The organism is Methylophaga sp. UBA3613, assembly GCF_002375415.1.
Lineage (GTDB): Bacteria > Pseudomonadota > Gammaproteobacteria > Nitrosococcales > Methylophagaceae > Methylophaga.
Genome location: NZ_DFLS01000008.1, coordinates 246,494 through 261,586 on the forward strand (window position 1 = coordinate 246,494; position 15,093 = coordinate 261,586).

Annotated in this window: 12 protein-coding genes; 9 read left to right on the plus strand and 3 right to left on the minus strand. The window is 45.5% G+C overall.

Features of this window, described 5'->3' with window-relative positions:
- Positions 1 to 87 precede the first annotated feature (87 nt).
- The 6 genes from ccoG to B3S93_RS11080 all read left to right on the plus strand — a co-directional run bounded on the left by ccoG (position 88) and on the right by B3S93_RS11080 (position 9,241).
- Entirely contained in the window at positions 88 to 1,509 is a 1,422-nt protein-coding gene (gene ccoG, locus B3S93_RS11055; protein WP_292402111.1) for a cytochrome c oxidase accessory protein CcoG, read from the plus strand.
- Complete coding sequence (locus B3S93_RS11060; RefSeq protein ID WP_292402114.1) at positions 1,506 to 2,012, plus strand: FixH family protein; 507 nt, start codon at positions 1,506 to 1,508, stop codon at positions 2,010 to 2,012. The genes ccoG and B3S93_RS11060 overlap by 4 nt, the downstream gene beginning before the upstream one ends.
- A 25-nt stretch (positions 2,013 to 2,037) precedes the next feature.
- Positions 2,038 to 4,494 carry a heavy metal translocating P-type ATPase gene (locus tag B3S93_RS11065; RefSeq protein WP_292402117.1) on the plus strand — a complete coding sequence of 819 codons (2,457 nt, stop codon included), beginning with the start codon at positions 2,038 to 2,040 and terminating at the stop codon, positions 4,492 to 4,494.
- Between the two features lie 3 nt (positions 4,495 to 4,497).
- Positions 4,498 to 4,704: a cbb3-type cytochrome oxidase assembly protein CcoS gene (gene ccoS, locus B3S93_RS11070; RefSeq protein WP_292402121.1), complete on the plus strand. Its 207-nt coding sequence runs from the start codon at positions 4,498 to 4,500 to the stop codon at positions 4,702 to 4,704.
- 70 nt (positions 4,705 to 4,774) lie between these two features.
- A complete protein-coding gene (locus tag B3S93_RS11075; RefSeq protein WP_292402124.1) occupies positions 4,775 to 5,860 on the plus strand; it encodes an ABC transporter substrate-binding protein in 1,086 nt (361 codons plus the stop codon).
- A 24-nt stretch (positions 5,861 to 5,884) separates the two neighbouring features.
- On the plus strand, positions 5,885 to 9,241 hold the full coding sequence (locus B3S93_RS11080) for an EAL domain-containing protein (protein ID WP_292402127.1): 3,357 nt from the start codon (positions 5,885 to 5,887) through the stop codon (positions 9,239 to 9,241).
- Here B3S93_RS11080 and B3S93_RS11085 read toward each other — a convergent pair.
- Genes B3S93_RS11085 through pip form a run of 3 tightly spaced genes read right to left on the minus strand, consistent with a single transcriptional unit; the run spans position 9,220 to position 11,290 of the window.
- Positions 9,220 to 9,846: a lytic murein transglycosylase gene (locus B3S93_RS11085; RefSeq protein WP_292402130.1), complete on the minus strand. Its 627-nt coding sequence runs from the start codon at positions 9,844 to 9,846 to the stop codon at positions 9,220 to 9,222. The genes B3S93_RS11080 and B3S93_RS11085 overlap by 22 nt on opposite strands.
- 11 nt (positions 9,847 to 9,857) lie before the next feature.
- Positions 9,858 to 10,301, minus strand: a complete 444-nt coding sequence (gene dtd / locus B3S93_RS11090) for a D-aminoacyl-tRNA deacylase (protein WP_292355458.1) — start codon at positions 10,299 to 10,301, stop codon at positions 9,858 to 9,860.
- Positions 10,298 to 11,290 (minus strand): prolyl aminopeptidase, encoded by a 993-nt coding sequence (pip, locus tag B3S93_RS11095; RefSeq protein WP_292355460.1) that lies wholly within the window; start codon positions 11,288 to 11,290, stop codon positions 10,298 to 10,300. The genes dtd and pip overlap by 4 nt, the downstream gene beginning before the upstream one ends.
- 113 nt (positions 11,291 to 11,403) lie before the next feature.
- On the opposite strand from pip, the gene sucC reads away from it, so the two are divergent.
- The 3 genes from sucC to B3S93_RS11110 are packed head-to-tail and all read left to right on the plus strand — an operon-like array spanning position 11,404 to position 15,090.
- Positions 11,404 to 12,567 (plus strand): ADP-forming succinate--CoA ligase subunit beta, encoded by a 1,164-nt coding sequence (sucC, locus tag B3S93_RS11100; RefSeq protein WP_292748830.1) that lies wholly within the window; start codon positions 11,404 to 11,406, stop codon positions 12,565 to 12,567.
- Between the two features lie 7 nt (positions 12,568 to 12,574).
- The gene (gene sucD / locus B3S93_RS11105) at positions 12,575 to 13,447 is read left to right on the plus strand and encodes a succinate--CoA ligase subunit alpha (RefSeq protein WP_292355464.1); all 873 of its coding nucleotides are present in this window, start codon (positions 12,575 to 12,577) and stop codon (positions 13,445 to 13,447) included.
- On the plus strand, positions 13,447 to 15,090 hold the full coding sequence (locus B3S93_RS11110) for an NAD+ synthase (protein WP_292402139.1): 1,644 nt from the start codon (positions 13,447 to 13,449) through the stop codon (positions 15,088 to 15,090). Before sucD ends, B3S93_RS11110 begins: the two co-directional genes overlap by 1 nt.
- Positions 15,091 to 15,093: the final 3 nt, after the last annotated feature.

Consider the following 15,093-nt stretch of genomic DNA (forward strand, 5'->3'; position numbering starts at 1 on the left):
TTGTACGTCAAAAGCTAAATTAGTAAATGCTTATATTATTTGGCGTGGTATAATTCCATCGGATAAGTTGCCTGTGAGGTACAAACTGTGTCGGAACAACTGAAGTCAGCAGAGCTCAATATTAATGACATCTATGATGAGGTCTCTGACTGGCATGTTAATGCCGGTGGCACTAAGGTCGTAGCAAAGCGGATGTCTGGTCGTTTCAGACGCCTTAAATGGTTTGGTATGTCGGTCTGGTTAATTTTCTTTATTGGGCCTTACCTACGCTGGAACGGCCAACAGGCAATTCTTTTCGATATCCCCAATCGTCAATTCAACTTTTTAGATATCACCATTTTCCCACAAGATATCTGGATGCTTTCCCTTACATTATTGTTCTTTGCCATATTGTTGGCGGCAGTAACCAGTATTGCGGGTCGGGTATTCTGTGGTTATTTCTGTTTTCAAACTGTCTGGACCGATGTTTTTACCTTTATCGAAACCCGTATTGAAGGTGATACACCTCAAAAAGCGATGAAGTTTAAAAACTCACCGAATACCATCAGCAAAGTCTCCCGCATTGTTCTGAAACATGCTTTATGGTTGTCAATTGCCTTACTGACTGGCGTTACCTTTGCTGCCTGGTTTACCGATGCGTATCAACTCTGGTATGACTATTTTCATCTGCAGGCGTCATTAGCTGCCTGGATAGTCCTGGCTATGTTTACTATTGGAACATATATCTTTGCTGGATTTATGCGTGAGCAGGTCTGTTTCTGGCTATGCCCATATGCCCGTCTGCAAGGAGTTATGTATGATCAGGATACCGTGCTGCCAGCATATGATGCCGAACGTGGCGAACCCCGTGGTAAGCTTAAAAAAGGTGCTATGGACTCTAGTAAAGGCAGCTGTATCGATTGCAAGGTGTGTGTTGCAGTATGTCCTACCGGAATTGATATACGTAAGGGGCAACAAGAGGGATGTATCACCTGTGGTATGTGTATTGATGCCTGTGACAGTATTATGGACAAAACCAATCAGCCTCGTGGTCTGATTCGTTATGCGTCATACAAGGATTTACATCACAATGCTCAACCGGCCCCGTTATATAAACGTCCGAGAGTTATTATTTATTCATTTATATTGATGATGGCAATGTCTGGCGTTGGTTATGGATTTGCCACGCTCTCGTCGACAGAGTTTCAGGTTATTCACAATCGACAACCGGTATTTGTTCAGCTAAGTGATGGATCTATTCAGAACCGTTACACACTTAAAATGCTTAACAAAACCAATAAAACCATGGAAGTTCAGTATGGCATCAGTGGTTTGGAAGGCGCCACTTTGCATGGTATTGACCACAGCGTTATTATTGAACCCGGTAAGGTTATTCCATTACAGGCACTGGTTAGAGTGCCAGATGGAGAACTCAACACAGAACTTGAACACCTGACTTTTATTGCTAATGTCGTTTCCAACCCGGGTGTTTCTGTCCAGTATGAAAGTGTCTTTATGGGGCCGAAATGATGGCAATCTCACAAGAAAATAATCAAGCACTGAAAAATCCATGGGTCTTAGGTTTTCTCGCTTTTTTGTGCACGTTTGTCACGATGAATATCATATTTATCTACCTGGCATTTAAGTCGCCACCAAATCTGGTCGTCGATAATTACTATGAGCGAGGCAAGGCTTACGCTGAGAAAGATATGCAGCTTGAACAGGAAAATAAGCTCGGCTGGAGCGGGGTTATTATGGTTCCGGCAAATAACCGGGTCAATCAGCGTCAGGCTTATGAAGTGCTGATCCAAGGAAAAAATTCTACAACTGTAGAATTGGATTCTGTCAGCTTATTCGCTTATCGCCCTTCAGATCAGCGTGAAGATTTTTCGGTTGAAATGAATCCTATTGGTCTGGGACGTTATGGCGCGGATATTGAGTTTGGCTTGCCAGGTAACTGGGACATAATAGTTGAAGCCAAACGTGGAGATGATGAGTTTCTGATCACCCGCAGAATTTATATTGATCCTTAATTATTTAAAAGCAAGTTGATAGTTTTTGTCTGAATCTGCCGCGCAAACTAAAAAAAGCGAATGTTTTCATTGTGGATTAATTGTCAAAAATCCCGGTGAATTTACTGCACAAATAAATTCCCTTCCACATGACTTTTGTTGTCATGGCTGCAAAATGGCATGCCAGACAATCTACGCAGCGGGACTACAGGGTTTTTATAATAAAACGCCAGAAGGCGAATCACTTGCCCCCCCGCCTGAAACAGCTAATGATTTTCATGCCTATGATATTGATGAAATTCAGGCAGATTATGTTGATGATCTAGGCGATAAACGCACCATTTACCTGTTAATCGAGGGGATACACTGTGCTGCCTGCGTTTGGTTAATTGAACATGCACTGCATAAATTACCGGGTGTGTTGGAGGCAGATGTAAATTTGACAGCAAAACGCTGTCGAATTCGCTGGGATAATCGCGAAACTTCCTTATCGATTTTAATGCAACATTTAGCCAAGCTTGGTTATGCAGCTGTTCCTTTCGACCCTGAAACCGCAGAGGGAGCACTGGCTAAACGACATCGTGGTCTTGTCTATCGAATGGCTTTTGCCGGTTTTGCCATGATGAACCTGATGTGGGTTTCCATCGCATTGTATTCCGGTGCAGCAGAAGACGAGTTCCGCAATCTGTTTCATTGGGTGGGCTTTTTTATTGCCACACCAACATTGCTTTATTCAGGTTATCCATTTTTTCGCAATTCAATAAGTGGATTACGCAGCCGTTATCTGACCATGGATTTACCGATTGCTATCGGTGCTACTGCAACCTATATTTACTCAACGTATATCACCTTCACTGGATCGTTAGATGGCGAAGTCTTCTTTGATACGGTAGTGAATTTTATCTTTGTGATTCTTATTGGCCGATATTTGGAAGCGCTTTCCAAGCGGAACGCGCTATCCGCAACGCGGCGCATGCTGGAGTTACAACCGAAACTGGCAACCCTAATTGAAGCGGGTGTCCAGAAAACAGTGCCTATCCGTTCGGTAAAAGCAGGGGATTTGGTGCTGGTCCGACCCGGTGAGAATATACCAGTCGATGGCATTGTGACCGAGGGTGAAAGTGCCGTCGATGAATCAATGTTGACTGGCGAATCACAACCGATTCGCAAACAACCTGACGATTCCGTAGTGGCCGGCAGTATTAATGGGGAAGGCGCTTTTGTTGTCAGAGCAAAACATGTGTTACGCCATACTGCTCTGGCAAAAATCATTGCGCTGATGGATGAGGCGCAAACCTCTAAAGCGCCTATTCAAACGCTGGCAGACAAAATCGTTCCCTGGTTTGTGGTAATTACCTTGACTCTTGCTACGTTGACCTTTATGTATTGGGTGGGAAGTGATTTTGAAAAAGCATTATTGGCTGCAGCCTCGGTATTAGTAGTGACCTGTCCCTGCGCTTTTGGCATGGCAACCCCAATGTCGATTGCGGTTGCCAGTGGTGTGGGGGCTAGCAATGGTATTTTGATCAAACAAGGTATTGCATTAGAGAAGTTATCCAGTGTGACTCATTATGTGTTTGATAAAACAGGCACATTGACTGAAGGTAAATTAAGGCTGGTTAAACGGTTCACCGCGGAAGGCATTTCCCCACAAACGGTCCTACAGATTGCGGCGTCAGCAGAGCAACAGTCCGAACACGGCATTGCAAAAACCATTATCTCAGCCGCTCACCAAGAGAATCTGCCTATATTGGAGATTTCCGGGTTTAATGCTTCTCCGGGAAGAGGGGTGGAAGCGGATATTGAGGGACAGAAAATTCTGGTAGGTACGGCGGAATGGATGACGCTGCATGATATAAAGCTAAATGGCGAATGGCAATCACAGGTCAATCAGCTGGAACAACAAGGGATCAGCGGTGTATTTGTGGCGCGTGAACAAAAACTGATAGGCATTTTAGGCTTATTCGATACGTTACGAGATGACGCAAAAAACGTGATTGCTGATATGTTGGCGCAGGGGCTTAAAGTCACTGTATTAAGTGGTGATCGTCAACTGGTAGTGGATTCGGTTACCGCAGATTTAGGCAATATCCAGCGGTTGGCCGAAGTATTGCCTGCTGAGAAACGGCAGGTGATTCAGAGATTACAGCAACAAGGCGATTTTGTTGCAATGGTGGGTGATGGCATTAATGATTCACCCGCATTAATTCAGGCTGATGTGGGTATAGCTCTGGCTTCGGGGACCGATGTCTCTATTGAAAGTGCCGATATTATCCTATCGCATAATCAACTGAGTCAGGTCGCTTTGGCAAGGCAGTTGGCTGCCCGGACATTACGCACCATTCGGCAGAATATTGTATTATCCATAAGTTATAACGTGATTATGGTCCCATTAGCTATGATGGCCTTAGTCAGTCCCTTACTGGCAGCAATCACGATGCCGATTAGTTCGTTACTTGTCATTGGTAATGCTGCCAGGATTAGTCGAATAGTAAAGAGGTAGGCTATGGAAGTCATTTATGGACTTTTACCCGGTATGTTATTGCTGGGCCTGGTGGGTGTTGCAGTGTTTTTCTGGGCTGTTCGAAGTGGTCAGTACGACGATATGGATGGCGCCGCTAACCGGGTATTGATGGATGATGATAACGATCCTGAAGAGCTCGAAGCGGACGAAGAACCACAAGTAAAGAATGAAGCCCGCAAGGATGAATAGGCTTGTTATTCTGTGTTGCGTTGGCCTTTTGCTGACGAAAAACGTCCTGGCTGAAAATATACATGTTGGCATGAGTAGTGCTTTGACTGGTCCACTAGCTGAAATGGGATTGTCAATGCAAGCCGGAATAAACGCTTTTTTTTCCAAAGTAAATGATCAGGGAGGCATTCAGGGCAATCGTATTGAACTATTGGCACTGGATGACTCCTACGAACCAGTTCTGGCAGCCTCTAATATGCGGCAGCTTATTACTGAGCATAATGTCGTGGCGGTACTGGGTAATGTTGGAACACCAACGGCAGTTGTCAGTGTTCCGATTGCGGAACAATCTCAGGTTGCTTTGGTCGGTGCATTTTCCGGCGGTGAAGTGCTAAGGCGAGATCCCCCTAGTCGTTATATCATTAATATTCGGCCGGGATATCGACAGGAAGTCGCAACGTTGATTTACGGTTTATTGAATGCGGGCATTCAAGCCGATGAGATCGCTTTTTTTACGCAGCAGGATAGTTATGGCAATGCGGTATATCAGTCAGCTGCGCTGGCCTTGCAAGCCAAAGGGTTTTATCGGGCGGAGTACCTGCCCCATGCCTATTATTCTCGCAATACAATGAATGTCGAAAGTGCTGTTGCGACGATTCTCAAAGCAAAAAAAACACCCAAAGTTATTCTGATGGCTGGCAGTTATGCCCCATCGGCCAAGTTTATAAAACTATTGCATGCAGATAAGCCGGACATGTGGTTTGTGAATGTGTCATTTGTCGGTAGCCATGTACTGGAGCAATCTCTTAAAGGGATTGATGCAAATGTTGTGGTCAGTCAGGTTGTGCCGGAAGTCGATGCGGATCTGCCGATCGTCAATGAATATCGGCAGGCTTTGGCGCAATATGATAAAAACTTGCAGCCCAATACGGTCTCTCTGGAAGGCTACATCGTGGCAAAAGTATTTTGCCAGGCATTAAAACGTATTGATGGTCCAGTAACACGACAGTCAGTTGTTGATGCTCTTTATGATCTGGAGGATTGGGATATTGGTCTGGAGACCCAGAGCAGTTTTGCCAGTAATACCTCTGCTGTAGGCAACAAAGTCTGGCTCAGCAAACTTGAAAACGGTTCGTTTAGATCCTTTGAATGGCGTGACTTTGAGTTACCACAGTAGCTTCATCTACAGGATGTGAGCAAAATGAACAGGGAAAATATGTTTAAAAACTGGAGCATCCGTGCACTGCTGCACTTCTGGGCAGTCATTACCGTATTGATGGTATTGCTAATGGCGGCAATAGCCATGTTCAGCCATCATCATTACACCAAAAATCAACTCCAGCTTACCGAACAAGTGTTTCCGCTGGTAGATAATGCTCGACAAATTACGACCAGCGCGGCCGCCTTTATTACCAGGCAGAAGCAGATTATCAGTGCCCAAAATGCTGATGAACTTGCCAGTGTTGCTAAACGAGCGCCGCTTGAGGCTGAATTCGAACAAACCTGGCAACGTTTACTGGTAAGTATGCAGGAGCTGGAAATTTCACCAGAGCTCACCACTGTTTTAACTGATTATTATCAACAGTTTCTCGAAACTGATAGTCAGTTACTGCAGCAAATGCAGGTTCAGCACCAATTATCTGAACAGCTTGAACAACGTACCGAAAGTGTGTCCTTGCTGGGAGAAGAAATTCAGGAAATTGCCGAAGCGATTACCGGCAAAATTGATTTGACCCTGACCAGACAAATCCAGTCCTTACGTCCTCCTGCATTAGTTGAACAGTCTGATACAACTACGTTAATTGATAATTACAGTGCCGTAGAACGAAGCAGCTATTCTTTGATGCTGAATGTGTTGCGTATCAGTATGTTAAGTCAGAAAATTCGTGAAACACAAAATCAGGATTTGCTGCTGAGTATCAGGGAAAACGATATTAGGGAACAAGAGGCGATGTTGCGTAATGCTATTTTGGTAATCAAGCAGCATCTACAAAATTACCCTGATTTGATGCTACAGGCCGATAGATTACAACAACAGATTGATAGCTTTATTCACTTGGTAGTAGACAATGATAATTCGGTTTATCAATTGCGTATCCGACAAATAGAGGCATATGAACAATCCCAAATCGTGCAACAGCAGGGGTTGGATATATTGGAAATATTGATGCTGAATCTGAATAACCTTTCCGCCAGAGTAGGGGAGCAGGGGCTGGTCAGAACGCAGGCCTCAGCCGCACTGGCCAAGACAGCCAAATGGTGGATGATTATAAGTTGTTTGATTATTTCGTTAGGTATTACCGGTTTTGTACTCACCATGACAGCACGTATTAATCAGCCGATGCAACGCTTACGTAAAGCGATGCATTCCTTGTCTGCTCAGAATTTTGATACCCGGATGCCAACAGATAATGGTCAAAGTGAATTTAACTTACTTGCCAATGACTTTAATGTTTTTGCTGCGCAAACCCAGAGTCTGATTGAGACACTGGATGAGACCAGACACTCACTGGAGGTGCGGGAAACACGGATTCGTGCCATTCTTAATGGTGTTCCGGAAGCTATTCTGGCGCTTCAGGCCGATGGAACAATCAGTTCCTGTAATCCGGCAGCAGAAAAAATATTAAAGGCCAGTGAAAGCCAATTGGCTGGCCAGAAAATATTGCAGTTCTTTGCACAAACGGAATCGATTCACTCGCTTGGTGATATTGAGCAGCTGCAAAAAGACAATCGTGAGTTTGAGGGTTTGAACTGGTTTGGTGAGTCATTTTCCATGTGGGTCTCGCTCAGTCCTTTATCAGAGTTTGATGATGATATCTGGGTTTGCGTGATATCGGATATCAGCTCATGGAAAAGAACCAAACTGGCATTAGTCCAAACCAGTAATGAATTAAATGCCATTCTTGAAAATGCCATGGTAGGTATTGCTTTTATCAAGAATCGCCAGATTATTCGTGTAAATAATAAATTCGAACAATTGTTTCTGTTTTCCCGAGAGGATATTGAAGGCAAAAGCACTTTATGTCTGCATCCCAGCGAAGAAGCTTTTGAACGCTTTGGCGAACAGGCTTACAGCACATTGTCTGAAGCAGAAAACTTTGAAGCTCAAGTTGAAATGATCCGTGCTAATGGCGAGAAATTCTGGTGTGCAGTCGCCGGTCAGGTAATTGATCCGGTCAATCCAGCAGAGGGATCCATCTGGCTGTATGAAGATGTGACTCATCAACGTCAGAATGAAGAGCGACTGACTAGATTAGCCAGCAGCGATATTCTGACTGGTTTACCTAACCGAGGTGTATTTAAAGATCGCCTTGAACATGCCATACACAAAGCCAAACGACAAAATGGTCGACTTGCCGTGTTCTTTCTCGACTTGGATCATTTCAAACATATCAACGATTCATTGGGCCATAAAGCCGGAGACATCTTGTTGTGCGAAGTGGCACGGCGCATCCGTTCCTGTGTCAGGGACAGCGATACGGTTGCGAGATTAGGTGGGGATGAATTTACCGTTATTCTGGAAGATATCACCTCAGCTCAGTATGTCGGCAGAGTGGCTGAAAAAATTCTCAGCACGACAGCTTTGCCATATATGTTGGATAACATTGAAGTGAATATCAGTCCGAGTATCGGGATAAGCTTATATCCTGCAGACGGACGCGATGTCGATATGCTGGTGCGTAATGCCGATGCAGCGATGTACTACGCCAAGGGGAGTGGTCGTAATAATTTTCAGTTCTATTCCTCAGAAATGAATGCCCAGGCATCACAGCGACTGGCAATGGAAACCGGTTTGCGTCGTGCAGTTGAATTGCAGGAGTTTTATCTGCAGTTTCAACCGCAGATTGATCTGGAAACGGGCCGGGTGGCAGGTGCCGAGGTGTTATTACGTTGGCATACAGAGCAATGGGGAGATGTTTCACCAGCGATTTTTGTACCCGTGTTAGAAGATACCGGTCTGATAAGTACGGTAGGAGAATGGGTGTTAAGAAAAACCTGTGAAGCGTACATGGCAAACCAGCAATATTTGCCCGATGACTTTTTAATGGCAGTCAATCTTTCGGGCCGTCAATTTAAAGGCAATTTACTGGTCAACTTTATTCGCAATCTGCTGGAACAAACCGGAATGCCTGCCAAAAATCTGGAATTGGAGATTACCGAAAGTCTGTTAATGGAAAACACTGAGCAAGCTGTTCAGACCTTACGAGAATTGAGTTTGCTTGGTATTACCCTGGCCATTGACGACTTTGGCACCGGCTATTCGTCGTTGTCATATTTGAAGCAGTTCCCGCTCAATGTGCTAAAGATCGACCGAACTTTCGTTCGCGATGTGACAGAAGACAGTGATGACGCGGCTATCGTAAATGCCATTCTGGCCATGTCGAACAGTCTGGCCTTGGAAGTTGTAGCTGAAGGCGTTGAGACTGCAGAGCAGCTGGCATTTTTACGTAAGAGTCAGTGCAAACGGGCACAAGGGTTTTATTTCAGCAAGGCCATCGACCTGAGCGACCTTATGGATTATATAAAACTAACTGATCAGGATGAGCGGGCCGTATAAGTCAACATTGGACGTTCTTCAGGGTGAAGTCGGATAGTGAGACCAATATTCGGGTAATGCCAGATTTGTGCCGGACTTTCTTCTGCTTCATTCTGAATTTGTTCGGGTTCTCCAAAACGCGTGTGTACCATTTCCTCATCGAGACGTACTGAAGGAATATAAGTAAGCACTATTGCCGGAGCAGCTAATAAAGCCTGCTTATCATCAAAAGCAGGATCATAGCGCCGAGCTCCACTGGGTTGGAGTTTTGCCGAAACCGCTCTTGCCGCCATCGCTTGTAATTTCTCTTCAGGAAGCTGAAGATTAAGGACAGTACGTGCTGAGAGTCCACCAAGATTAATGGATTCAAAAAATACTTCAGCAGAAATATCGTCGTTTTCAGAAATAAAAAGAGCCGCTTCCCCGGCTTCACGCCATAACTGTTGAATTTCCCCGTAAGTAGTGGTGCCTAAGTGCACACCCATCACTTGAATTTGGTTATCAGGCATCACCGTCACTTCCCAAGGTTTGGGGGCGGTGGGTTGTGGAGAGGGGACCAGCATTAATGCAGCAATCGCAATAATGACTAAAGTCGTACCAAGTAAAAATTTGAGCAATATACGCATAAATATCCGAATTAGTTAACTTGTAACCAGAAAGTGACTGGCCCGTCATTGGTCAGTGAAACCTGCATATCAGCAGCAAATTGTCCGGCTTCAACCGTGACAGTTTGCAGCCGTGCCTGTGCCAGCAGATAATCAAACAATTGTTTGCCCTGTTCGGGCGGTGCAGCAGGCGTGAAACTGGGGCGATTGCCTTTACGGGTATCAGCGGGCAAGGTAAATTGCGGTACCAGCAGTAAATCACCTTTTATATCGAGCAAGCTTAAATTCATTTTGTCGTCGGCATCGCTGAATACTCGATAGTTTAAAATGCGTTTTAACAATCTGTCAGCAACAGCTATCGTGTCGGTTTTTTCTATACCAATCAATACCAGCAAACCCTGGCCGATTTGAGCAATGGTTTGATTTTCATTGATAGTGACATCCGCCTGACTGACACGTTGTAGCAATGCAATCATTTTAGTTTCGATGCCAATTGATCTGTCGTTCTGACCAGCGCATCAATAATCGCAGGCTCGCTTGCTGCGTGTCCAGCCAAAGGCAACACTTCAAACTGTGCATTTGGCCAGCGTTGATAGACTTCCCACGATTGCTGCATTGGACACACCATGTCGTAGCGGCCATGAATAATGGTTGCCGGGAGATGATTAATTGATTCTATGCTTTCCAACAAGGGCTGGTCTGCCAGAAAACAATTATTCAACGCGTAATGCAATTGGATTCTGGAATGTGCCAGTGGCCCTGGCGATTGCTCAGCATCGGGTTGATAATGTTGATCGCGGAGCATCACAATGGTGGCTTCCCAGTTTTGTAATGTATTGGCAGCGATTTCCTGTTGAGAGACATCCGGATGGGTTAATTTCTGATAAAAATATGCCAATGGTGAATTTTGCTCACTTTCAGGTAAATCCTTCACCAGTTCATGCCAGGCTTCAGCAAACACTCTGGATGCGCCGCCTGCAGCATAAACCCAGTTAATATCCTGCTGTCTTCCAAGAAAAGTGCCGCGTAACACCATGTTTGAGACTTTTTGAGGATGCTGTCGGGCATACGCTAACGCTAATGTGGCTCCCCATGATCCACCAAATAACATCCACTTATCAATATCGAGTAATTTGCGGATAGCTTCCATATCCGCTATCAGATAATCGGTGGTGTTATGTTCCAGTTCACCTGCTGGTAACGAACGTCCGCAACCACGCTGATCAAATAAAATAACGTGATATAACTCAGGATCAAAATAACAACGGTGCTGTGGCCGGCAACCAGAGCCAGGACCACCATGTAAAAATATTACCGGGATTCCCTGTGGATTGCCGCACTGCTCGAAATAAACCTCATGACGTCGACCATCCGGCATTTCTTCACAGGATAATAGCTGGCTGTGAAAAGGCTCGATATCAGGGTATAGAGTACGCATATGCTGTTCCGTAATGGTTTTCAGCACGCAACTATATCATGTCAGATGATGGTAATTATTACCTTGATGGGCGAAAATATGACGTTTAACTGTTGGCACTGCTGTTCAGCAATAATAAAGACATACAAGGCGAACTCAACATGAACCTGCATGAGTATCAGGCAAAACAATTGTTTAACCAATATGGCATCGCAACACCTAAAGGAAGGATGATAGCTACGGCTGATGAAGTGGAATCTGCCATTACAGCAATTGGTGGTGATCGTTGGGTAGTGAAAGCCCAAGTGCACAGTGGCGGACGTGGTAAGGCCGGTGGTGTACGGGTAGAAGATAATCAGCATGCGGTGAAGGACGCGGTAAATGCGATGTTGGGAAGTCAGCTGGTGACGCATCAGACAACTGCAGAAGGTTTACCGGTAAACAAAATCTGGATTGAAACTCCCTCATCAATTGCCCGTGAATTATATCTCGCCTTACTGGTCGACCGCGTCACGCAACGTGTTGTGTTTATGATTTCAGCTGAAGGCGGAATGGATATTGAAGAGGTGGCTGAGAAAACGCCGGAAGCTATTTTAAATCTTTATGTCGATCCGGTCGCCGGTCTGCAATCCTATCAATGTCGTCAGGCAGGTTTCTTTTTGCAGTTAACCGGTGCCGCCTTTAAGCAGTTACAGCAATTGATGCAAAACTTGTATCAGCTGTTTTGTGAAAAAGACATCAGCCTGTTGGAAATTAACCCGTTAGTGGTTACCGATTCCGGAGATTTACTGGCATTAGATGCCAAAATCAATGTTGATGATAATGCTTTATATCGTCACACGGATTTAGCCGAATTATTTGATCCAAGCCAGGAAAATCCAGCTGAAGTGATCGCTCGTGATTTCGGCCTGAATTATATTGCTCTGGATGGCAATGTGGCTTGTATGGTCAATGGTGCCGGGTTGGCAATGGCTACAATGGACTTGATTCAGAAGCAGGGCGGTGAACCGGCCAATTTCCTTGATGTTGGTGGCGGTACGACTTCAGATCGCGTTGCCGAAGCATTTAAATTGATTTTATCTGACAAAAAAGTGAAATCTATTCTGGTGAATATCTTTGGCGGAATTGTGCGCTGTGACCTGATTGCTCAAGGCATTATGCAGGCGGCCAAGGAAGTTGGTTTATCATTGCCGGTGGTGGTTCGCCTGGAAGGTACCAATGCCGATTTGGGCCGTACATTATTGGAAAACAGCGGCATGAATTTGCGCGTAGCACAGGATTTAACTGAAGCAGCAGCCATGGCTGTCACTGCGGCAGGGGAGTAATAAACACGTGAGTATCTTGGTTAATAAAGACACCAAAGTTATCTGTCAGGGTTTTACCGGCAAACAGGGCACTTTCCATTCCGAGCAGGCTATTGCCTATGGCACGCAGTTTGTTGGCGGGGTCACACCCGGTAAAGGTGGTCAAATGCATCTTAATATGCCGGTATTTAATACGGTGCATGAAGCCGTCAACGAAACCGGTGCTGATGCCAGCATGATCTATGTTCCAGCGGCATTCGCTGCTGATGCCATACTTGAAGCTGCTGATGCCGGCATTAAAGTGATTGCCTGTATTACGGAAGGTATTCCGGTACTGGACATGTTGCGGGTAAAGCACGCGCTGAAATCCTATGATGCCAGATTAATTGGGCCAAACTGCCCAGGCCTGATCACGCCGGGCGAATGCAAAATTGGCATTATGCCTGGCAGTATTCATTTGCCTGGCAAAATTGGTATTGTCTCGCGATCCGGTACCCTGACTTATGAAGCGGTTTATCAAACCACCCAGAATGGTCTGGGGCAAAGTACCTGTGTCGGGATTGGTGGTGATCCAATACATGGCATGAATTTTATTGATTGTCTGGCGTTATTTGAAGCAGATCCACTGACTGAAGGCATCGTTATGGTCGGTGAAATCGGCGGTCAGGCTGAAGAGGAAGCTGCCGAATACATCAAACAATATGTGACCAAACCGGTTGCGGCCTATATTGCAGGTTTAACCGCTCCAGCAGGGAAACGTATGGGACATGCCGGTGCCATCATCAGCGGTGGACAGGGCACTGCCAAAGCCAAACTCGCAGCGCTGGAAGCAGCCGGCGTGGCGATTGCAGGTTCACCGGCAGAAATTGGTTCAACCATGCTGCAACTGATGGAAAATTAATGGTCAATAATCAACTTCGGGTTGTGCTGGCACAGATCGATCCCGTTGTGGGAGATGTTGCTGGCAATACCAGAAAAGTGATGGCTGCCACCCGGCAAGCCAGGCAAGAGCATGATGCTGAGCTGGTTGTATTTCCCGAACTATGTCTGACCGGTTATCCACCGGAAGATTTGTTACTGCGACCCGGTTTGTTAAAGCGGGTTAATAAAGCATTGCAGACGCTTTGTCAGCAAATTGATGATATTACGATCATTGTCGGTCATCCGCTCGGTGAAGTCGGCAAAGAATTATTTAATGCCGCTTCGGTGATCAACAAAAATCACATCTCAGCCCAATACCTTAAACAAAAATTGCCTAATTACGGCGTATTTGACGAAAAACGCTATTTCATTGAAGGACGGGAAGCGACCATCATTGAAATTAATCAGTTTAAAATTGGCCTGACCATTTGCGAGGATATCTGGTTTATTGAACCCTCGTCACAGGCGGCCGATGCTGGTGCTGAAATCATTGTGAATCTCAATGCCTCGCCGTTTAAACAGGATAAAACCCAATTACGCGAAGCGGAAGTAAGCCAGCGGGCACGCGAAAATAATGTCCCTGTTCTCTATGTGAACCAGATTGGCGGACAGGATGAACTGGTATTTGATGGTGCCTCATTTGCAGTAAATGCCGCAGGCGAAAAATGTGTACAGGCTATTCAGTTTGCTACAGCGTTGGTACCGATAACACTTCATAAAACCGAACGGGGAATTGAACTCAGCGGGCCACAGCAACCGTTGATGGAAGAGCTGGAAACGGTCTACCAGGCATTAGTCTGTGGCTTGCGTGATTATGTTGAAAAAAACCGCTTTCCGGGTGTCGTCATTGGCTTATCCGGTGGCATTGACTCTGCATTAACCATGGCATTGGCGGTTGATGCATTGGGAGCTGAGCGCGTACAGGCCGTGATGATGCCATCGCGTTATACATCGCAAATCAGCCTGGATGATGCAGCTCAAATGGCTGCGATATTAGGTGTTCAATATCGAAACATTAATATTGAAAATCTGTTTCAGACATTTCTGCGTGAGTTGGAAGATGTTTTTGCGGGTACCCAGCCTGATGCCACAGAAGAGAATATTCAGGCGCGTTGTCGCGGTGTATTGCTGATGGCAATATCCAACAAAACTGGCGCGATGGTCCTATCTACCGGTAATAAAAGTGAAATGGCAGTTGGGTATTCCACCTTATATGGGGATATGGCGGGTGGTTTTTCGCCATTAAAGGATGTGTATAAAACGCTGGTTTATAAGCTTGCTCGCTATCGCAACAGTTTGTCGCCGATCATTCCTGAACGCATCATAAGTCGACCACCTTCCGCTGAGCTTTCAGCAGACCAGGTGGATCAGGATTCATTACCTGCCTATGAAATACTAGATGAAATTCTCGAAGCCTATATCGCCAAGGATGATTGTTTTGAAGATTTGGTGGCGTCGGGATTTGATGCAGAAACGGTTGCACAGGTCATCAAAATGGTAGATCGTAGTGAATATAAACGGCGGCAGGCCCCTCCCGGAATTCGTATTACCGGAAGAGCATTTGGCAGAGATCGTCGCTATCCGATAACATCAGGGTATACCGTAACATCAACAATAGAGTAGGCA